This is a genomic window from Streptomyces flavusporus, assembly GCF_046267975.1.
GTDB lineage: Bacteria > Actinomycetota > Actinomycetes > Streptomycetales > Streptomycetaceae > Streptomyces > Streptomyces flavusporus.
Genome location: NZ_CP176503.1, coordinates 4,559,253 through 4,581,395, shown reverse-complemented (window position 1 = coordinate 4,581,395; position 22,143 = coordinate 4,559,253). Strand labels below are relative to the sequence as shown.

The window sequence follows — 22,143 nt, the reverse complement described above, 5'->3', positions numbered from 1 at the left end:
GCACCAGTCCGTCTTGGTGGTCATGGACGGCATCCAGCCGGACCCGTGCCGAGCTGTCAGTGTCGTCTGGTTAGCTTGGCCACGTGATGACGCTCGACGCCGCCGCTCCTTCCAGACCTCTCCCAGGCAACCGATCGTCCTTGTGTAGCGTGCTGTTGTGGATGGCCAGCGACACCTTCCGTTGGCTGGAGAGCGGATATAGAAGCCCTCCCGCCGCCAACGAGGAGAGTTTCACCGACATGAATGTGCGCCATTTCCGTGACTTCCTCGACCGTCGTGTCAAAGTGATCCAGTTCGACAAGTCCACGGAGCGCGTGAACGGCTCCGACTGGGAGATGTGGATCCACAACCGCTCCCATGGCATTGGGCTGCGGATTCAGGCGAAGAAGGCAGACAGGGGCGGCCGTTACCTCTTCGACCACGAAGTGAGGAGGCAGCGGGCCTACCAGTGTGACCAGTTGATCCAGCACGCTGCTGCCGTGGCGTGCGTGCCGGTCTACTTGCTCTACAACCACTGGGCCTGGCAGGGCGGCGCGCAAGAGAAGGCTGCGGATGCGGGGCTTCTCTGCGGCCATATAGCCAAGGACGGCTCGCACCATGGCTGCACCCTCGTGTCCGCGCACGACGTACAGGCTGAGCTGTATAGAAGGCAGAAGAACCGGAACATACGCCATAAACGGCTGTGGGAGAGTTCCCTGCCTTGGAATCGTGTCCTGTGTGACGAAAGGCTGCCACGGGCACAGCGACGTGGCGACGCAGCGCTTCGGGGCATCTTCGCGGCCGTGCAGCGTCTGGATGCTTCCGGGCGAGAGGCGGTGGCTGACACACTTCCCGGCGAACAGCGCACGCACGCTACTGGCCGGGCAACCTCCTCGGTCCGCGACGCGGCCACGCCTCAGAGCACTGCTTACGCTCGGTCCAGCGGTGGGCACTCCGCTCCCTCCCGGCGGGTGACGCCCAGCCACATGAGATGGGGTGAAGACGCCTTCGCTCAGGTGCCGTACGAGGATACGTCCGAGGCTGCTAACGTCGTCCTGGAGGACGGCCCGCAGGTGCTTCCTGAGCATGTGCAGGCGCTGTTGGACGCTCATGAGCTTGAGCCTCCTCCGCCTCCGGTTCCTACCCGCTGCACGTTGCTGTACGACGTCAGCGACGATGGCGGCAACGAACTGCCTGCGGATTCTTTCGGATGCGTCACTCTGTAGCGGCCCTTCAGGCCACAGCCGGTGCACAGGCGGACGCCAGTACATGTTGCTTGTCCGACACGCATACAAGATCAACGGCCGCGCAAAGGGAAGGGTAGCTCCAATTTGCGCAGCCGGACGGGGCGCTCGTTGCCGCCGACAAGTTGAGGGAAGTTCTGTTCCCTGAAGTCTGCCGAGTGATCGTTCCCGGACCGTCCGGGCTGTCCAAGGCCCCGAGGCAGATCACCAGCTACCTACAGTGACAAACGAGCCACAGCCAGCAGCGGCGAAACCCCAGGTCATAGCCCCGCGGCCACACGGGTCAGTAGATCACTCGCGCTGCACCTTCAAGCGCCCGCACACTCACTCCTGCGTCGGCGAGGATACGATGTACCGCGGTCATCGGCGTGATCGCACCGGGGAGGGTGGCGAAGATGGCGAGGAGTGATGGAAAAGGGTCGGTGGGCGACCGTCACCGAGTCTGAGTTCCGACACGAGAAGCGGGGACTGGAGTCAACCCGCAAGCAGCTCCTTTCCCTACCTGCGCACCGGGTGGGCCGGTTGCGGAAACTCAAGCTCTCACAGGTCGACGCTTGGATCGAGGCGGGTGGAGCAGCGGCGTTGAACAGCGAGAAGGTCGAGCCATGAGCATGTTCGATGTCAAGAGCGTACCGACTGGGAGTGAACGAGCGCCGATTCCGATGTCGGACATCGACACCGCACTCACCTCCCAGCTTGTGGTGGCGTGGGCGGGCGAGACAGGGGAAGAACACGGGCTTGGTTGGTGGCGCTCCGACCTCGTTTCTGAGTACGGCGGTGAGGATCTGTTCCGTCGGCTGTTGCCGGGCACCTGGCGCTGGGCTGTGCTTCAGGGCGCGAGAGAGGCAGCCCGACGGATGGACGCGGAGCGCCGGCGCCAGGACCACGACCCTGACCGAATCGTCTCGCTCTTCAATCTGGGTTTTGAGCTGGACGGGCGAATCGAGGAGCGCTTCCAGGATCTGAAGCGTTCGGGCCGCGCGCCGGACGAGGCGCTACCGGGCCTGGCAGTTATCAGTGCTGGCTGGCACCGGGATCATTTCTGGGACTGGGTCATCGGCCACGGTGAGGCTGATGCGGCAGCTTCACCGGTTGGACGGCGACTTAAAGGGAGCCCTCCGATCGCCTTGGCTCAACGGGTGCGGAAGCTCGTCGCGGGGCTCACCCCAGCGACTGAGACCTACCCGCTTCCCCACTACAGGAGAGCATCATGACGGGCCGCCCGCGGGAGGTGACAGACACGCACACGCGCCTCTCGAAGTGTGCCCTCGAGGTGGATAACTCACGCGCCTTCTGGGCCCACGCCGACGAGACCACTGACGTGAACGCCCAGCGGGCCTTCGACGAGTACTGGTTTGGCGCTCGCAGTCTGGCGCGCGTGGAGGTGCTTCTCACCAATATGCGTGCCCGATTCAGTACGTTTCCGTCGGCTCTCGCCGTGCTCCACAGCTGGCAACACATGTCACCGGAAACACGCAGAGCCATCTGCCACTGGCATCTGCAACTCACCGACCCGCTCTATCGGCGCTTCACGGGAGACTATCTGGTCGCGCGTCGCTCTGGGCCTAGGCCCGAGGTGACTCGCGATCTTGTCGTCGCGTGGGTCGGGCAGCAGGGGCCCAGCCGCTGGATGATGTCGATGCGAATCCAGTTCGCCAGCAAGCTCCTCTCCGCGGCGTACTCGGCAGCTTTGGTCACCTCGAACCGCGACCCTCGCCCTATCGGTATGCCGCATGTGCCAGACGAAGCGCTTGAGTACCTCATGTACTTGCTACGAGAGACGGAGTTCGAGGGAAATCTCCTCGACAACCCGTACGCGAGTTCGGTCGGCCTGGAGGGTGCCATCCTTGAGGAGCGCTTGCGTGGGCTCCCTGGTCTTGCTTTCAGGCGGCAGGGTGACCTCATCGACTTCGGCTGGAGGCATCACGACTTGCGGATGTGGGCCGATGCCAACCTCCGAAGCGAGGAGCGGCGCCTGGCTGGAGCTGCCCTATGAGCCTTCATCTGTTTCAACAGCACCTTTTGCAAGAGGCGTTCGTCGCGCTGCGCCGAGATCTCATCCACGAGGATGGCCCTCACATAAGCACGATGCGCAACTACCGCTTCGCGATTATGCAGTACGACCCGTCCGATGAGTTCGACCTCCGTGGCGAAGTGCAGCGCTTGACCGCAGACCTCGTCGCGAACGGCTGGATGGTCCTTTCGATCAGCCTTCAAAAGCTTCTTCTCGACCGTGTCAGAGCGCAGGGCCTGGAGTGGGTCGACCGCGTCGTGCAGATGGAAGAGCGCATGGCCGGCATCGAACCAGAGCGCGGGTTGAACTATCTGAAGTCGAAGCTCTGGCCACTTATCGAAGGGCCGGACGGGATCGCGGCGGACTGCAGCCGCCTGATCAGCGAGTACGCCGATAGGCACCCGGACACCGTTGACCGGACGGTGGCCTTCATCGGGCGCGCGGGCGCGCTGTATCCATTCATTCGATCATCGGCTCTTCTGCGCCACCTCGACGGCAGGACTCGAAATGTGCCGGTGGTCCTGCTCTATCCGGGCGAACGACGAGGAGTGGCAGGGCTCTCGTTTATGGGCATTCTCAATCCGGACAACGACTACCGGCCTCGGATCTATCCATGAGAGACGACATGCTGATTCGCGACCTCTTTCTCTCTGACGCCACGCGGGATATCCCGCCGGTCGTCTATTTTCACGAGCAGGGCGCGGACAAGCTCGCCGCTGAGGTTTCCGAGTACATCATCACGGGCGGCTGGCCCGAGGACCACCCGAACCATCGTCGTGTGCCGAGCGGCATCCACGAGCAGTACGTCCGACTGCTTACGAACATCGCCGCGGAGCTCGATAAAGCAGGTGGGCCCGAACTCCCCAACGCATGGATCTCAGGTTTCTACGGCTCCGGTAAATCGAGCTTCGCCAAGTTGCTCGGGCTCTCTCTCGATGGCGTCGCCTTGCCGGATGGAGGATCGCTCGCGGAGGCGTGGCTACAGCGAGACACGTCGCCGAAGTCTGCCGAGCTGCGCGAGGCATGGCGTGTTCTTCGCCAGAAGATCGATCCGCTGGCCGTCGTGTTCGACATCGGCGGCATCGCGCGCGACAACGAGCACATCCACGCCGCGACCGTTCGGCAGGTCCAACGACGGCTCGGCTACTGCAGCACCGAGCCGCTCGTAGCGGACTTCGAGCTGGGCCTCGAGCGCGACGGCGAGTGGTCCCGCTTCGAGGAGACGGCCCAGGAGACACTCGGCACGCCATGGGCCGACGTGAAGGACAAGGCGCTGGCCGAGGAGGAGTTTTCGCTCGTCATGAGCGTGATGTACCCCGACCGGTACACCGACCCCATGAGCTGGTTCACCAGCCGCGGCGGCACTCATGCGCGCTTGGAGTCGCCCGAGGAGGCCGTGGCGGCCATTCGCGACATGCTCAAGTTCCGCCGCCCGAGTGCGACGCTGTTCCTCGTAGTCGACGAGGTCTCCCAATACGTCCTATCCAACAAAGACCGCGTGGATCGGCTGCGTGCCTTCGCGACCGCCATCGGCTCCACGCTCCGCGGCAAAGCCTGGCTGCTGGCACTCGGGCAGCAGAAGCTCGACGAGGAGGCGGACGACTCCTTCCTGGTGTGGGCGAAAGACCGCTTTCCTCCAAAGCTCCGCGTCCATCTGGCGGCCACGAACATCCGGGACGTCGTCCACAAGCGACTCCTCCAGAAGCGACCCGACGCCGAGGGACAGCTGCGCGCGCTCTTCGAGAGCCACCGGCCTGATCTCAAGCTGTATGCCTACGGTTGCGAGTCGGTGACCCCCGAGGAGTTTGTCGAGGTCTACCCGATGCTGCCCGGGCAGATCGACCTGATCCTGCAGATCACCAGCGCCCTGCGCACACGCTCGGCCCGAGCCCAGGGCGATGACCAGGCCATCCGCGGCCTGCTCCAACTCCTCGGTGAGTTGTTCCGCGACCAGAACTTCGCCGAACAGCCAGTGGGCGCTCTCGTGACCCTGGACCAGGTCTACGAGGTTCAGCACACTGCGCTCGACTCCGACGTGCAAGCGTCGATGGCCCGCGTGCTGAGCCAGTGCACCGATGATGCGGACGGGCTCCTGGTGCGCGCGGCCAAGGCTGTGGCACTGCTCGAGCTCATCCAGGACACCCAGGCCACCGATGCAAAACTCGTGGCGCAGTGCCTCTACGACCGAGTCGACCGCGGCAACCATGTGGCTGCCGTGACTGAGGCGCTCGAGGAGCTGCGCCGCAGGAACCTCCTGGGGTACTCGGAAAAGCACGGCTACAAGATTCAGTCCTCAGCCGGCGAAGAGTGGGAGCGTGAGCGCCGCGACATCGGCGTCGCGCGTGAAGCCATCAGCGAGATCGTGCAGGGTGGGCTCACCTTTCTCCTCGCTGCTCCGGACCGCCCGCGACTTCAAGGACGGCCGTTCCCTTGGGCGGGGCAGTTCTCTGACGGCCGCCGCGCGGACGACGTCAACCTCGTCGACCCACGCGATGACGCTGCCGTCCGTGTCGACTTTCGCTTCCTGGCCCGCGAGGAGCGCACTGAGAGCGTCTGGGTGAAGAAGAGCGGTGAGACCGCACTTCACGACCGTCTCGTCTGGCTGTGCGGCGACAGCGACAACGTGGACCACCGTGCGCGCGAGCTCTACCGCTCGCGGGCCATGGTCAAGAAGTACAAGCCGCGCCGCGAGTCGTTGAATCCCGCCCGCAAGCTCCTGCTTCAGCTGGAGGAGAACCGTGCCGAGGATCTCGAGAAGCGCGCGCGGGACGACATCGCGGCGGCGTGGATGGCCGGAAAGATGTACTTCCGAGGTCGGAGCATCTCTCCACAGGAGCAAGGCACGTCGTTCGCCGTAGCGCTCCACGCAACGGCCACCCGGGTGCTGCCAGACCTGTTCCCGCATTTCACCGCCACGCAGGTCCAGCCCTCCGAACTAGTTCAGCTCGTCGAGGCCGAGCTTTCCGGCCCGTCACCCAAGTTCCTCACAGGCGACCTCGGCATCCTCGAGCTCGACTCCGGACGTTACGTCCCCTCGTGCAGCGGCGTCGTGGCACGCCGCATCCAGGAGCACATCGAATCCGAGGGGGGCCTCGGCGGGACGACACTCCTCGCCCACTTCGGAGGCCCACCCTACGGCTACACGGCGAACGTCGTGAGGGCCTGTGTCGCGGGCCTGCTCCGCGCCGGCAAGGTGCGTCTGCAGCCCGATGGCGGAAATGAAATCACCGCCATTCGCGATGCGGGAGTGCGCGACCTCTTCGATAAGGACCGCGCCTTCCGACGTACAACGATCTTCCCTGCAGGCGAAGACGACATCGGCTTCCAGGCACGGGCGCGCATCTGCAGGTTCTTTGAAGAACGCCTCAGGCACCGCATGGATCGCGAAGATCACGCCATCGCCGACGCGGTCGCCCAGCACTTTCCGCAACTCGCGCAGAAGCTCCGCAGCGTACAGGGCCAGCTCAACCAGCTCCCAGGCTCGCCTGAGGGGCCGGCTGTGTTCGGCAAGCTCGGCGATGCGCTCGAGCAGTGCATCCGCACCTGCCGGCAGACCAAGCCGACCGTGAAGCTGGTCAAGAAGCACCTTGAGACGCTGCAAGACGGCGTCCAGCTCCTGCAGCTCTACGACGCAGAGCTGACGGACGACGCTATTCGGGCCGTCACATCCGCCCATGGTGTGCTGACGTACCAGGCAACTCAGCTTAAGGACCTCGGCGTCGAGGCCACCAAGGTCGAGGCAGCCGCGACGCGCGTCGCTGCCCAGCTCGAGGCCGAGCGGCCTTGGCGCGACATAGGTGCACTTGATGAGGATCTCGCCGAAATTCACAATTGCTACCTTGCTGAGAGGCAGCGGCTGCTCCAGTGGCAAGAGCAGGAGGCAGAGACGGCCCGTACACGAGTGAAGGCGCGGGACGGCTTCAGCACCCTCACGGGCGAGCAAGCACACCGTGTGCTCCGGCCCTTCGTGTCAGCGGTGACCGACACCACTGCCGAGGCAATCGCACCACCGCTCGTCTCCCTGAATGACCCGTTCGTGCTCGCGCTGCAGCGTGCCGAGGACCAGGCGAATGACCTCCTCGATGAGATCTTGAGTGAGGGCGAGAAGCCGCTCATTGCCCGGGTCGACCTGCGACTGCGCAATCGAGAGGTGGCGACGGAGGCTGAAGTGCAGGCGCTCGTCGACGAGATCAAGGAACGCCTGCTCGAGCAGGTCCGCGCTGGCGCGCGCGTGCGGCTGCTGTGACCGGAGGATGACGACCATGCCCATGACTTCTGGCGCCAAGCGCGCGCTCTCGACAACCATCCGGTCCCTGCGTGCTCGCTTGCTCGAGGATCTCCACGCCGCCACCGAGACGGCCTACCGGCTCTCGGTGCACGCCCGCGAGGCCGGGCTGGACGAGGCTGCGCGCACCCGGCGAGGCCGCCTGGAGGCGTGGGTAGCCGAGCAGCTGCGAGCACAGGGCGCCGCCAAGGCCAAGGGAGACCGATCCGCGGATGACTTCCGCCGCGAGGCCGAAAAGCAGGCCGCCTACACACTGCTGAACCGGCTAGTGATGCTGCGGCTCATGGAAGCGCCAGGGCCCTCGGGCGAACCGCTTCGCGCGCCCGCCGTGGTGACCGGAGGCTGGGAAAGTCGTGCCTACAAGGATTACCGGCAGCTCGCGCCGGAGCTCGTGCGCGGCGATGAGACCGAGGGCTACGCCTTTCTGTTGCGCCTGACTTTCGAGGATCTCGCCACCGAGCTGCCCGGTCTCTACGGGCCAGCAGGGGTGGCCGACCTCGTTCCGATCCCGGCGGCGACGCTCCGATATGTCATCGACGCCCTCAATACCGAGGTGCTCGAGACATGCTGGACCGATGACATGACCCTCGGCTGGGTCTACCAGTACTGGAACGACCCCGAACGCGAGGCGCTCGACGACAAACTCAACGGCGGCGGCAAGGTTGAACCGCACGAGATCGCGAGCAAAACGCAGATGTTCACCGAACGCTACATGGTGGACTGGCTGCTCCAGAACAGCCTCGGGCCGATGTGGCTGGCCATGTGCCAGAAGCACGGGTGGACGCCCGATGTTCAGGCCGACGGCACGCTCGACCGCCTGGAAGAGCGGAGGTCCGAGTGGCGGGCCAAGCGCGCGTCGCGCGAGGTCGCGCTCACCGACCTGATGCCGCTCCATACCGACGCTGAACGCCGCTGGGCCTACTACGTACCGCAGCCGGTTCCCGAGGACGCCGTTGCGCAGGCGCCCGAGACCGTGCGCGAGCTGAAGCTGCTCGACCCTGCGGTCGGCTCAGGGCACTTTCTGGTCGTGGCGCTCGACCTGCTGGTGGCCCTCTACCGAGAGGAAGCCCGGCATCGGGGCGAGGCCGGCGGGGAGCGCTGGTCCGACCCGGCCATCGTCGAACGCATCTTGGCCCACAATTTGCACGGCATCGACCTGGACCCGCGGGCGGTGCAGATCGCTGCCTCCGCGCTGTGGCTGAAGGCCCAGCAGGTCGCACCTGACGCCCGGCCCGAGCGGCTGAACCTGGTGGCGTCGAACCTGCGCCTCGCAAGCCTGCCTGACGACGACCCAGCGCTCATCGAGCTGCGACGTGAGGTGGAGCGCGAAACCGGTACCCCAGGCGGACTGACCGACACGCTGATCCACGCCCTGCGCGGCGCCGACCACCTGGGCAGCCTGCTCAAAGTGGACACGGCGGTGGATGAAGCCTTGGCGCGGCACGAGGCGATGCTTGGACGGGCAGTCGCCGAGCAGGGTGACCTGTTCACCGGCTTCAATCCTCAGCCCGAGCGCGTCGCCATCGGTCGCGACGAGGCCAAGGCCACTCTCCTCGACCTGCTCGAGGGCTTTCTAGCGAAGCACACAGGAGGCGATGACCTTGGTCTGCGGCTGCGTGGCGAGCAGCTCGCGGCAGGTGTGCGTTTCGTGCGGCTTATGCGTCAAGGGGTCTACGACCTGGTGGTGGCGAACCCGCCATACCAAGGCACGAGCAAGATGGCGGATACAAAGTACATCGAGAAGACATACCCGCTCGGCAAGGCAAACCTCTACGCGGCGTTCCTGCTGCGTGGTCTGGAGCTAGCGCGCGATGGGGGCGTGTCGGCGATGCTCACGATGCGGAACTGGATGTTCATTCAGCAGTACGCGGGCTTGCGAAAGCATCTGTTGGGGACGCATGGGTTGCGGGCACTCGGCGACTTCGACCGCGGAGCATTTGAGGGCGTGCCGGACGAGGTCGTAAGTGTCGCCGTGGCAGCGTTTGCGCGGGCCATGTCGACCAAGGAATCGAAGGCACTCTGTCCGACGTCGCGAGAGGACAAGTCGCGAGATGCTGAGCGAACCCAGCGCAAGCGCGCCGCCACGCTCTGCCACGAAGGTCGCCATGTCTTCGACCCGGTTGCACTGAAGGACGTACCAGATTGGCCACTGGTTTATTGGTGGGAACGCAGCTTTATAAGGAAGTATGCAAGTCTCGCGAAGCTGGCTGACGCTGCACCAGTGCGGAATGGGATGTCCACACAAAACAATACCCGATTTCTTCGTCTGGCGTGGGAAGCGTTGCCATCTCACCTCTATCTTGGGATGGGTGCCTTGAACCCCTGCCCTCGTGCGACTTGGGCTCTATACATCAAGGGAGCAGAAGGGCGGGCGTGGCTTGAAGACGCTAGGGATATAGTGCGCTTCTCGCGCTTCGGCATGGAAGTGAAGATCTTCAATGAGGAGCTGTACGGGTCATACTCTCGGACAGTCAAGAATGAAGTTCACTACTTCGAGAAAGGTGTCGCATTTTCACTCATCGGTAGCGGGTTCACCGCAAGAGCCCATCGCTACCGCTCGATCTTTGGACATAAGGGTGCGTCCGTTTTTCCAGGTGAGCAAAATCTCGCTTCAACCGTCTGCCTTTTGAATTCATCACTCGCGCGATCCGTACTTTCGTCACTCAACCCAGGAATGGATTTCCTTGTGGGGGATGTGAATCGACTTCCTCTATTCCCCGTGGACGACGCTGGCGCCATCTTCGCGCAGGTCGAGGCAGCATTCGCCACCCACGAGTCCCACCGCGAGCCCTCCGTCGAGTTCAAATACCCCGGTCCCTCGCCCTGGCGCCACGCCCAGGATTGGGCCCAGACTGCCGTGGACCGTCCTGAAGGCGAGCTGCTCCCCGATTACATCGAACAGCTCGACAGTGAGTTTCCCGCCGACCACTTGAGCTTCGCCTTGGGCGTGGCCCTCGGGCGCTTTGATCCCGAGGGGAAGGGGGTGCTAGACCCGACCATCGCCGACGTTTCCCAGGCCCTGCCGCACGGCGTCCTCTTCCTCGACAGGACCCTTGACGCCGAGGACCGCCGCGACAGCCTCGGTCACCCCGCCGCAGCGCCCTTGCACGCCGCTTGGAGCGAGTACGGCCTGGCCATCGGCACGAAGCGAGGCTTGCGCGATTGGCTGGCCCTCGACTTCTTCAAGGACGTCCACAAGGGCATGTATGAGAACCGGCCCATCCACTGGCCGCTCTCCTCGTCAGACAAGACCTTCGTCGCCTGGGTAAACATTCACCGAATGAACGAGCAAACCCTGCGGGTGCTGCTTGCCGACCACCTCGTGCCGACGCTCGCCCGCCTCGACGGAGAGCTCTCCGATCTGCGCTCCGCCCGCGACGGCGCCGACAAGAAGGCTTCCCGCGCCGCCGAGCGGCAGTACGACCGGGTGCTCAAAACCAGAGACGAACTGCAAGCCTTCATCGCCGACGTCGAGCAGTGCGCCGATCGGGGCGCGCCGCCGACCGACAACAAGTGCCTGCAGCGCGAGCAGGACGCCCGTTACGCGCCTAGCCTCGACGACGGCGTGATGATCAACTCCGCCGCGCTGTGGCCGCTGCTCGACCCGCAGTGGAAGGACCCCAAGAAGTGGTGGAAAGAACTCGCCACCGCGCTGGGCCGCAAGGACTATGACTGGTCCCACCTGGCGATGCGCTATTGGCCGACCCGGGTAGACCGGAAGTGCCAGCAGGATCCGAGCCTTGCCGTCGCCCACGGCTGCTTCTGGCACTATCACCCCGAGCGCGCCTGGGGCTGGGAGCTGCGACTCCAGGACGAGGTAGGCCCCGACTTCAAGATCGAGGAGGCACCCTACCGACTCGGTGGACGCGACCTTGGTGACGGCGGCGACCGCCCCCATCGCGACGCCTTCCTGCGCGACCACCCGGCCAAGGCCCTTGCCACCATTGAGAAGGAGGCCGCACGGCGCATGGGACGTGGCAAGAGCCGAAAGCTCGTACCCGAAATGCGCATCCTCGAGACGGGTCTTTGGTCGGCCCACGCCGAGGCCCTCTGGGAGATGGAGCTGCGTCTGGCTGAGAAGCAGGGCGCCGAGCTCCGCATCCTCGCCTCCGATGAGCCCGAGGCCCGCGCGGCGTTCGAATCGCAGCACCCCGAGAAGGTTCGCGCGCGCAAGGACTTCCTTGCCACGCTCGTCCCGCCCGTCGACCTTTTTGAGAACGAGGACGCCTACGACGATGCTGAGGAGAGCGAGGGCGACGACACGTGACGACGACAGCAGCACCCCAGCCATCGACGGTGGGGCTCGGCGGCCCTGTGTCCGCGAGCCTTGAGGCGGACCTGCGCTCGTGGGTGCGCCGGCAAGGCGTTGTCGTGTGGCTTGACCAGGCCGGGCACTACCGAGGGTTTGTCGACCGCCTCCAGGCGTTGTGTGACGCCGGTGCGCTGCCCTACGAGGTCTACGCCTTCCGAGGCAGCCACCTGGCGCTGATGATGGCCCTTGACGGGGTCGCTGCTGGAACCGAGAAGGTGCCGCTAGTCATCCACCTGCCGGGCTTCACCGAGGAGAGCGTGCGCAGCACGCCGCTCTTCGAGCTTTACGCGGCCGGCGTGAGGTACCGGAAGGCGCTCGACACCCTCGTCACCGAGGCCGCCGCAGGACGGGTACGCCCTGATCAGATCGCCTCCTTCAAGGCGCAGCCCGACATGACGCTAGCGGGGGCCGACGCCTGGCTGAGTGCACTCCTGGATGACGCCGAGGGGGGCATCGCGGGGCAACTCCAGGCCATGAAACCGACGGCCGTGTTCGACGACCTGCTCACGGGGGGATTCGTCGCCGGACGAATCAGCAAGCTTGACGACGAGGATGCGCTTTGGGAACGCTTCGGCGTCTGGGTCGGCCTCCCTGGCTCCTGGCGCGATACCACGCTTCCGCCCTCGCGGCCGCGTGCCGAAGATGTGGCGTTTGTCGCCGCGAGTTGGGCGCTCTGCGTGGAGTACGTGGACGACCTGAAGCGTGCGCCGGTGAGTAAACACCTGGCGCGCGTCGCCGACCTGCCGCGCCCGGTCATCGAAACCTGCCGCGCCGTGGCGGCCCATCTCCGGGAGCGCCACCCAGGCTTCTACCAGCGGACGGCAGACGAGACCGAGGCATTGCTCGCCGATGAGGCCGATGCGGCCCGGGCCGAAGACCTCGGTAAGGTCGACACATTCCGGTTCGAGGAAGACAAGGTTCTCAAGGCGGCGCTGGCTGCCCTCGATCGCGCGGCTTACGACCTCGCCGCCGACTGGTCCGACATGCGGGTGGACCTCAAGTCGGCGAGTACGTCGTTCTGGCTTCGAGACGATCCCACGAGGCAGTCCGCCTGGCAGCTCGTCCGCGACGCGGCCCGTCTCGGCCAGACGATCGCGCGTGCGGGTGAGCGAATCGGGGTCGACACGCGCGACGGCGGTGGCCTCGAAGCCGCCGTGAACGCCTACGTCGAGCGTGGTGCCGCCGTCGATCAAGCGCATCGGCAGCTCGAGCAACGGCGGATGGCCTTGCTCTACCCGCAGCTTCCCGAGTTCGAGACCCTGCGGACGCGCCTCGACGGGATGCGCCGCGCCTGGCGAGTGTGGGCCGATGCCTGGGCGCGCGAGTTCAATGCGCTCTGCAAGGCACAGGGTTTCCTCGCAGGTGCTTCGCAACAACAGCGGATGCTCTTTGATGAGGTGGTCAAGCCGCTGACCCAGGAAGCCGGCACAACTGCATACTTCGTCGTCGACGCCCTGCGATTTGAGATGGGCGAGGAGCTCTACCGCCAGATGGAAGGCACCCCGGCCACCACTGTGCTGCTCAAACCCCGGCTTGCCGAACTCCCCACCGTGACCGAGGTGGGCATGAACGTGCTTGCACCCGTCGAGAAGAACGGTCGTCTGCACGTTTCGATGGCGAGCGACACCGGGAAGGTTCAGGGCTTTCAGACGGGTGAGTTTCGTGTGTCTGACCCTGAAACGCGCAAGCGGGCCATGCACGACCGGGTCGGCGGTGGGACATGTCCATGGCTCACCCTCGAAGAGGTGGTCAGCCGCGACAGCACCTCGCTCAAGCGCTCGGTCGCGCAGGCACGACTGGTCGTCGTACACAGCCAGGAGATCGACAACGCTGGCGAAAAAGGTGTCGGCCCCGCAGTGTTCGACCACGTCATGCAGAAGCTGCGTGCTGCATGGCATCTGCTTCGAGACGCGGGCGTGCGTCGGTTCGTCTTCACCAGCGACCACGGCTTCCTCTTGCTGGAGGACAGTGTCGCATCCGCCCAAGCCCACGGTCGTCGCATCGATCCGCAACGAAGGCATGTCTTCTCTCCAGTGGCGGCGGATCACGCGGGAGAGGTCAGGGTCGCGCTGGCGGACCTCGGCTACGAGGGAGTGAACGGGCACTTGATGTTCCCGGAGACCACGGCGGTCTTCGATACCGGCCGACGGTCCATGAGTTTTGTCCATGGCGGCAACAGTTTGCAGGAGCGCGTTATCCCGGTGCTGACCGTGGTGCATCGCACGGCGGCCGGCGGGAGCAGCGTGCAGTACGGCATAAAAGCCGAGGCCAGCGAGGGCGTGGCTGGGATGCACTGCATCGAAGCCAAAGTCGAAGTCCTTGCGCAGCGGTCGTTGGACTTCGGAAGTCCAAAGGATATCGAGCTCGCGCTGCGGGTCCCTGACGCCGAGGGCGTACAGGTCGAGCTTTGCCAGACACGCGGCAAGGCGCGGATCGCGGGCGGCGTGGTCGTCGCGACCGTCGGTGAACGCTTCGAGCTCTTCTTCCGGCTCTCCGGAGCCGTGGACGCGCGTGCGCTCATCGAGATCCACCACCCGAGCGCTGTGGCGGACGTTGTGCCGTGCGTACCGGATGCTCGCTTCGCGGTCACGGCGACGCGGGGGCCGGCGGCACCACCATCCACACCAGCAGCGGGCTTCGGGGCGGGCCATGGGAGCTGGCTGGAGCAGCTCCCCGAGTCGGGGGTCCGGCAGGTGTTCGAGCACCTGGCGGCGCATGGCACGGTCACGGAGAACGAGGCCGCCGCGATGCTGGGCGGCCCGCGTGGCCTGCGGCGCTTTGCCCTCCAGTTCGAGGCATATGCTCAGAAGGTCCCCTTCGGTGTGCGCATCGACGTCGTGGCCGGAGTGAAGCGATACGTACGTGAGGGAAGCGGATGAGCACCCTGACCCAGAAGGACGTCGAACACGTCTTCGAGTCGCTGCGTAAAGGCCTGGTGCCCGAGCGGGGAATCGACGCGTTCGCTGTCGGCATCGAGAAGCAACGCGGAGAGCTGCATCGACAGCTCGACCTGGCGAGGAGTGGCGAGGGAACTGTCAAGTTCCTTCGCGGCGGCTACGGTTGCGGCAAGACGTTCATGGCGCGCCTCGCGCTGCTGGATGCGCAGGCTCGGGGGTTCGCGACCAGCTTCGTCGTGGTCTCCGATAATGATCTTAAGTTCCACCGATTCGACGATGTGTATCGCAAGGTGCTGACCGAGCTAGGGACCGCGTCGTGCTCACGAGGAGCCCTGGGCGACGTACTTGACCGGTGGATTGGCCGCGTGGAAGAGAGCCTCGTCGCGGCCGGAGAGGACGACGCGGACCCCGCCTTCGACGCCAAGGTGCAGAAGCGTCTCGACGAAGACCTCGCGGCCATGACGGGCGGTCAAGCGCCTCAGGACTTCGTTCGCGTCATTCAGACCATCTTCGAGCTGAAGCAGAGGGGAGAGGTTGCGGAGGCAGGAGCTCTCATCTCTTGGTTGTGCGGCAGCGGCAACGTCGCCGCATCGGCCAAGAAGGCGGCAGGCATCAAGGGGGACATTGGGAGCCGTGATGCCCTCGACTACCTGCGGGGCGTGCTCGAAATCGTGAAGGCTGCCGGGTACGCGGGGCTCATCGTCGTCATCGACGAGGCCGAGACCATCCTCCGCATGCGTTCGGACTCACGGCACAAGTCGCTCAATGGGATTCGGCAGATCGCCGACGCATCAGGCTCCTATCCGGGCATGTTGTGGGTCTTGACGGGCACACCGGAGTTCTTCGACACGCGGCACGGCGTTGCTGGCCTCGCGCCGCTCAACGACCGGATCAGGTTCCTGAAGCAGGGCCGCTTCGCTAGCTTGAGACAAGCCCAGCTCGAGCTCGTCCCCTTCGACGCCGATCGGCTTCGGTCGGTCGCCCTTCGTCTCCGTGAGCTGTTCCCCACATCGGACCGTGGCCGCCTCGACCAGAAGATCAGCACGTCCTTCGTGGAGAGACTGGTGGCGGAGGTGACCGCGGGCTTCAAGGGTGACGTCGGCGTGGTGCCGCGCCAGTTCCTGCGTGAGTTCATCACCCAGCTCGACCTGGTCGAGGAACATGCGGAATACGAGCCCATGTCCGAGTATGGGTTTCAGGCCAAGGAGCTCAGCCCTGAGGAGCAGCATGTCCTCTCCGGCGCCTCGCTCGTCGACCTCGACGACCAGGTGGAAGGGCTCGTGCCGGCCGAGGACGTGTGGTGAGTGTCTTCGCCCGCTTCGCACCGCGCCTACAACAGGCGATCGTTTCCCGGCTCGGTTGGTCGAGCCTGCGTCCGGTGCAGGAAGAGGCGGGCGAGGCGCTGCTTGCTGGCGACAACGCGATCATCTTGGCACCCACCGCCGGTGGCAAGACGGAAGCGTCGATCTTCCCGACCCTTTCTCAAATGGTCGATAACGAGCCGGAAGGAGTAGGCGCCCTCTACATCGCGCCCATCAAGGCGCTGCTGAACAACCAGGCTGACCGCCTCGGGCTATACACAGAGATGGTCGGTCTACGGCGCTTCGTGTGGCATGGCGACACGCCCGACCACCCCCGCCGTCAGTTTCTCAGAGAGCCTGCAGAGCTCCTGATGACGACGCCGGAATCGCTCGAAGTGATGTTGGTGTCGCCGCGAGTGGATGAGAACAAGCTCTTCGCCGATCTACGAACCGTGGTCATCGATGAGGTCCATGCGTTGGCCGGTTCCGACCGGGGCGCCCACTTGATGAGCGTGCTCGAACGCCTGGCACGCATCTCCAAGCATGACGTCCAGCGAGTGGGGCTGTCCGCGACCGTGGGCAACCCAGAGGCGATTCTCACATGGGTCCAAGGCACATCGAATCGGCCGGGACGCGTGGTCAACCCCCCAAAGCAACCTGGGCGTCGGCAGCTCCTGGTTGCCCATCGCCAAGATCTCGCAGAGCTCTCCCGCGACGCGGCGGGCGTCGCGACGGGGCAGAAAAGCCTGTTCTTCTGCCAGTCCCGCTCAACGACGGAGGCGGTCGCCGAATACATGAGGCGCTCCGGCACCGCCGTGTTCGTCCACCACAGCGCAGTGTCTCGAGAGGAGCGTCAACTCGCTGAAGAGCGTTTTTACCACGGCAGCGACGCCTGCATCGTGTGCACCTCCACACTGGAGCTGGGCATCGACGTCGGCGACCTCGATAGGGTCCTGCAGGCGGAAGCGCCGGACACCGTGAGTTCGTTCCTGCAGCGCATGGGGCGAACGGGGCGGCGAACGGGGCAAGCAGCCAACACCACATTTTTCTGTGAGACGACCGAGGGCGTACTGCAGGCCATCGCCTTGGTCGAGCTGGCCAAGGCCGGCTGGGTCGAAGCGGTCGAGGTAGAGCGCCGCTGCTGGCCAGTGCTCATCCACCAGCTGCTCGCCATGGCGCTGGCGAGCGACGGGATCGCCGCTGACGACGCCTGGGAACACCTGTCGCGCGTACCAGACTTCCAAGGCATTCACCGGGCCGAATACGACCGTCTGTTGAAGTGGATGGTACGAGATGGCGCGTTGCGGCTCGTAGGGGGTCGGCTAGTCCTCGGACCCAAAACGGAACGTCGTTTCGGGCGCAAGAACTTCATGGAGATTTTCGCAGTCTTCTCGAGCCCGCAGACCTACACGGTACAAACCGCCGACGGCCAGCCCCTGGGCTCGTTGAACCAAGCCTTCGTCGACCGACTCGTCGATGGAGTCAGTAGCTTCCTGCTCGGAGGACGCGCGTGGGCTGTCCTTCAAGTACGGCACGACGACCGCCGCGTGGTCGTCGAAGCGGCTCCACGTGGACGGCAGCCCACGTGGGGAGGCTTTCTCCCGCAGTTTCTCGGCTCTGACGTCTGCCAGCGCATTCTGTCGGTGCTCCTGAGCGATGAGCGCTATCCATACCTCGACGACGCGGCATGGGCGGTACTCGCCGAGCATCGTGCTTCCATGCGCGGGATCATCAACTCCCAGCGCGGAGGCATGGAGTTCGTCGATGGGGAGATTCGCTGGTGGACCTTCGCGGGAGGACGCATCAATGCGACTCTTCGGTACGCGCTCGAAGCCATCGCGGGAGATTGGAAGGTCATCCCTGACAACTTCTTGATCAAGGTGCGGGGTGAGGACATTGACAGGCGCCGCTTCCTCGACGCGCTCACCAAGCTGGCGGAGCCCGAGTTCTGGGAGAATGATCGCCTCTGGGCAGAGGTCGCCGAATCGCTCCCGAGCTACCGCCTCAGCAAGTTCCAACCGCTGATGCCGCCGTGGGTCGAGCGTGAGGTAGTCGCCGGCTACCTGCTCGATGTCGGCGGTGCCTGGCGATGGCTTTCGGGGGTCGAAACCAGTCGACCCCGCTTGCCCGATGGCGTTCGGACTTTGACGCGTGGTGACGCGGAGCGTGTCGCCCAACTCGAGGGGGCACTAGAGGAGCTGCCCCTTCTGCGTCGAGAGAATGATCGACCGCTGATCTGGGTGCGCACGCTGCCGCAACTCAAGGCGGCGGTCGACGCGTTGATGTCCGAACCCGTTGTCGGTCTCGACGTCGAAACCACGCTCGCGAATCGCACGCTGTGCCTGATTCAGGTGGCGGGTCGCGAGGCCACCTACCTCATCGACGCGCTAGAGCTTCCCGATCTGGAGCCTCTCGGCCAGCTGCTCTCGAGCGCTGAAACGACGAAGCTGATCCACTACGCCTCATTCGAGCGTGAGGTCCTCGGCCGGCACGGGTTCGCCGTGGATGCCGTGCTGGATACGCGCGACGTGTCGAGGCGGCTCCGCCGCGCTGTCAGGGGCCACAGCCTTCGCGAAGTCTGCGCCCGTGAGCTCGGCATGGAACTCGATAAGAGGGAGCAGGTCGGGGATTGGACCCGGCGACCTCTCACCGAGAGTCAGGTGACCTACGCTGCTCTCGACGCCGAAGTACTGCTTCGCTTGCACGCGCACTTCGAGGAAATTGCACGAACTTCTGCAGCTCGTCGCCCTGCAGCTGGATCTGGTCCTGATCAGGCGAGTCGAGGGTTCCGCCGTCACAGACGAATCTGAGGCGGTCATCACACGGGCGGTGCGTTTTCACCCAGCCCACCACGCTCCTGATCGTTGGGCGTGCTTGCAGTGTTCGCGGTTTTGGACGAGATGGTGGCGCGCCCTCAAGAGCGCTGAATGAAACTCGGCAGCTTCGCGGTTTGAGGACTGTGGGCGTCGCGGTCTGCCCCGAACTGAACGGCGGAGACCCGCGAGGTTTTTCCCGGTCCTCGGCGGAAGGCGCGGCGGCCGCAGTATCAGCTGGCCCGGCGACCTTCCGGCCGGACTCGACCAGATCGAGGACGCGGCGGCGGAACTCGGGCGGATAGCTGCGGGGCATGATGGCCTCCGAAGGCTGCTGGACTGTCAATTCTCCAGCGCCCAGGCTCCATCAGATCCAGGGCAGACCAAGATCTCTACCGAATCCGGGGTGCCTCTGTGTTTGTCAAGCCGCTGCGGTGAGGCGGGACTTGACTCGTCGCTCGTCGCCGAGCATGACGCGCCATACGTGGTCGGCCAGGCGGCGTTTCAGGCACCGCTTCGCTTCCTTCGCGGTCTTGCCTTCGGAAAGTTTGCGCTGGTAGTAGGCGTGTCCGGGCGAGTTGGGCATCCGGATCTGGACGACCGCGATGGTGTGAAGGACTGAGTTGAGCTGACGGTCGCCGGAGCGAGAGAGTCGATGGCGGGCCTTGTCCGCGCTCGCGATCTCCACGGGTGCGGCACCGGCGTAGTTCGCGAACGCTGCCGCGGTGGGGAAGCGGCTGGCTCGCCCGACCCTGCCGATCAGCCGGGCTGCCATCACCGGCCCGATGCCCGGAGTACTCATCAACGTGCTGTCAGCTGCCTCCACGAGAGCCTGCATGCGGGCGCTGTTCTCGGTGAGTCGCTTGTCCAGCGTGCGGATTTCGGCGACGAGGTCGCGGGCGAGGTCCTTGCGGACCTTCTCGACGTCTCCGGTGGGACGGACCGCCCGTAACAGCGTGGCCGCCTGGTCCGCGGAGAGCTGGGCCGGGGCGCCGCCTGGCAGCAGGTCCCGCATCAGCGCATGAAGTTGGTTGACGGTGCGGACCCGGGCCTGGGCGAGGTTCACGCGCCGCTCGTCCAGGAGGGCCAACGCCGTGGTGTGGTCCTCGGCCCCGACTTCGCGGCTGTCGCCGTGCAGGTAGGCCACCGTGGCGGCAGCCGCTGCATCGATCTGGTCGTTCTTGCGCCGACCACCGCGGGAGAGCTCACGGACCCGGCTGGTCGCGGCCGCCGGAACGTCGACGACGCGCTCACCACGGGCGATGAGCCACTGTGCCAGGTGCCGGCCCAGCCCGTTGGCGTTCTCCACCGCCCAGGTGCGCTGCGGCCACGTGCGGGCCCAGGTCAGCAGCAGCCGGTACTCCGCCAGACTCGCCTCGATCCGCAGTGAGCCGATCTGCCGGTTCGAGGCAGGCTCGACGGCGGTGGCGGTGTGAGTGGACTTGTGCGGATCGACACCGATCAGTATCACGGGGCTGCGCTCCTCACGGTCGGACGACATGGGCGTCCACGGCCGACACGCCGACTTCCGGAACCAACCGACCCGGGACACGCCTCTGTTGAGTCAGACCGCGGATGGACGCCGCTCCGGTGACATACCCCGGGAGAGCCAGCCCCGAAGAGCGGCAGACGGTTCACGAGTCACCCGGACCGGCGTCCTACGGAACGCTACGAGCAGCCAACCCGACCGCGTTCCGCTACAGCCATACAAGTCGGCGGTTCAGGTTGCCCCGACACGCTTTCCATGTCCTCGTCTGGCGGCTCTGGGGCGTACAGGGACGTCCTGACCTACGGTGTGGCTGGTGCGGAAAGGGCTTCCGGACGGCGCTGTACGCCGGTGACTGCAACCAGAACTGCAACCACGAACCCACGCATTCGACCTGGCCAGCGGATCGGTCCTGGTCGGCTTCAAGCTGTACGGACTGCCGGTCTTGGTGAGCGCTATTGCCATGAAGTCTTCATTGCAGTTCTATGGAGGCATGCCATTGCCTATGCGCGTGATAGCGCCAGGTCGCCTAGCGACGCTGAGGGAGCAGGCAGGGCTGTCGAAAGCCGAACTCGCCCGGCGAATCGGGGTGTCGACGCGCATGGTGTTCTTCTACGAGGAGGGTCGGCACACGCCGACCCCGCAGCGGCTGCAGAAAATGGCGGAGGCACTGCGCTGCGATGTGGAGGAGCTCACCGGAGTCCGTCGCGGAGAGGAAGGACTCGTCGACCTGCGGTTCGCTGCCGGTCTGACACTCGACCAAGCGGTGGAGCTACTGCGCCGCACGACCGTCGGGCGTGACCTTCACCTGTCGGCGCCGCGGCTTTCCGCCTTGGAACAGGGGCATCCCGTCCTTGGCCGGAACTGGGGCGATCGCGATGTGGTGGGACGGCTTCCTGCCGCACTGGCCAAGATCTACGGCGTCCCCGTGCGTATGGTCGTGGACGCCTGGATGCGTACCCGTCCTAATGAGCCGACGCCGGTGCGCCCGAGGCACCGGCGCCGGAAGGGCGCGAGCGGCCCGGCCGATGCTGCCTGGCGGTCGTTGAACGAGCGGCAGAGGGTCTACCTCGGGGAGGTCCTACGGGACGAGCGCATGACGGAGACGGAGATGTGGATGCGCCGGGTCCACCATCTACCCGTGCTGCGGCCTGCTGAGTGGCGCAAGCTGCCCCTCGCTCTGCATGCACCTGCACGCGTCGTGGGCTACACGCGACTGCAGGAACGGTTGCGGAGCAATGGCGTTCACGACCCCGGAGCTGGTGCGACGGTGCATGCCTTGGAACGCCGCGGACTGTTGATCACCAGCACTGACGTAGTGCACCACCCGACAGCGGGTGAAGTGACCAGAGTTCGGGTCGAGATGACGAAGCAGGGTAGGGCAGCCGCCCGCGCGGGGCTAGGCGAACCCGCAGAGCAGCAGCCTCACATGCCACTGCTGTCCGAGTGGCTGTGGGGTGTCATGGCCCGGGTGGCCGCAGCAGGCCCGGATGGTCTGGATCGGGACGCGTTGTCCGGCCGGGCTCCGTTCTACCTGGGCGTCGGCTACAAGAGCAGGTCCGCGGGGCGGCCGAGCCGCGGGTTCATCGACGAAGTGCCAGTGCTTGCCACCGACGGAAGTCACATCGTCGGCTACCGGTGGAAGCTGACCCCAGTCGGCCTGCGGCACGCAGCTGAGTACCTGGACGAGTACCGTCGACGGTACCCACGGGTCGATGCCACTGTCGTCGCGGCGCTCGCTGACGAACACTCATAATGCGCCTGTTGCATACGAGGCCAGACGAATTGTCAGTGGCGGCTCTTACCCTCTGG

At 65.3% G+C, this 22,143-nt stretch carries 11 protein-coding genes; 10 read left to right on the top strand and 1 reads right to left on the bottom strand.

Annotation, left to right across the window (positions count from 1 at the left end; genetic code table 11):
- Positions 1-161 precede the first annotated feature (161 nt).
- From ACKTSN_RS21610 to ACKTSN_RS21570, 9 genes are all read left to right on the top strand, one after another.
- The gene (locus ACKTSN_RS21610; RefSeq protein WP_409470618.1) at positions 162-1,205 is read left to right on the top strand and encodes a DUF6615 family protein; all 1,044 of its coding nucleotides are present in this window, start codon (positions 162-164) and stop codon (positions 1,203-1,205) included.
- A 623-nt stretch (positions 1,206-1,828) separates the two neighbouring features.
- Complete coding sequence (gene brxE / locus ACKTSN_RS21605; protein WP_409470617.1) at positions 1,829-2,437, top strand: BREX-6 system BrxE protein; 609 nt, start codon at positions 1,829-1,831, stop codon at positions 2,435-2,437.
- Positions 2,434-3,219, top strand: a complete 786-nt coding sequence (locus ACKTSN_RS21600; RefSeq protein ID WP_409470616.1) for a hypothetical protein — start codon at positions 2,434-2,436, stop codon at positions 3,217-3,219. Before brxE ends, ACKTSN_RS21600 begins: the two co-directional genes overlap by 4 nt.
- Positions 3,216-3,854, top strand: a complete 639-nt coding sequence (locus ACKTSN_RS21595; protein ID WP_409470615.1) for a DUF1788 domain-containing protein — start codon at positions 3,216-3,218, stop codon at positions 3,852-3,854. Before ACKTSN_RS21600 ends, ACKTSN_RS21595 begins: the two co-directional genes overlap by 4 nt.
- Before the next feature lie 8 nt (positions 3,855-3,862).
- Positions 3,863-7,483, top strand: coding sequence for a BREX system P-loop protein BrxC (gene brxC, locus ACKTSN_RS21590; protein ID WP_409470614.1), 3,621 nt, complete (start codon positions 3,863-3,865; stop codon positions 7,481-7,483).
- Between the two features lie 16 nt (positions 7,484-7,499).
- On the top strand, positions 7,500-11,789 hold the full coding sequence (pglX, locus tag ACKTSN_RS21585) for a BREX-6 system adenine-specific DNA-methyltransferase PglX (protein WP_409470613.1): 4,290 nt from the start codon (positions 7,500-7,502) through the stop codon (positions 11,787-11,789).
- Positions 11,786-14,713 carry a BREX-6 system phosphatase PglZ gene (pglZ, locus tag ACKTSN_RS21580; RefSeq protein WP_409470612.1) on the top strand — a complete coding sequence of 976 codons (2,928 nt, stop codon included), beginning with the start codon at positions 11,786-11,788 and terminating at the stop codon, positions 14,711-14,713. The genes pglX and pglZ overlap by 4 nt, the downstream gene beginning before the upstream one ends.
- Positions 14,710-16,035, top strand: coding sequence for a BREX system ATP-binding protein BrxD (brxD, locus tag ACKTSN_RS21575; RefSeq protein ID WP_409470611.1), 1,326 nt, complete (start codon positions 14,710-14,712; stop codon positions 16,033-16,035). Before pglZ ends, brxD begins: the two co-directional genes overlap by 4 nt.
- Positions 16,032-18,842 carry a DEAD/DEAH box helicase gene (locus ACKTSN_RS21570; RefSeq protein ID WP_409470610.1) on the top strand — a complete coding sequence of 937 codons (2,811 nt, stop codon included), beginning with the start codon at positions 16,032-16,034 and terminating at the stop codon, positions 18,840-18,842. Before brxD ends, ACKTSN_RS21570 begins: the two co-directional genes overlap by 4 nt.
- A 424-nt stretch (positions 18,843-19,266) precedes the next feature.
- Here the strand turns inward: ACKTSN_RS21570 and ACKTSN_RS21565 are convergent, their stop codons facing one another.
- On the bottom strand, positions 19,267-20,316 hold the full coding sequence (locus tag ACKTSN_RS21565) for an IS110 family transposase (protein WP_409470609.1): 1,050 nt from the start codon (positions 20,314-20,316) through the stop codon (positions 19,267-19,269).
- Between the two features lie 478 nt (positions 20,317-20,794).
- Between ACKTSN_RS21565 and ACKTSN_RS21560 the strand changes: the two genes are divergently transcribed.
- Positions 20,795-22,087 (top strand): helix-turn-helix domain-containing protein, encoded by a 1,293-nt coding sequence (locus ACKTSN_RS21560; protein ID WP_409470608.1) that lies wholly within the window; start codon positions 20,795-20,797, stop codon positions 22,085-22,087.
- The last annotated feature ends 56 nt before the right edge of the window (positions 22,088-22,143 follow it).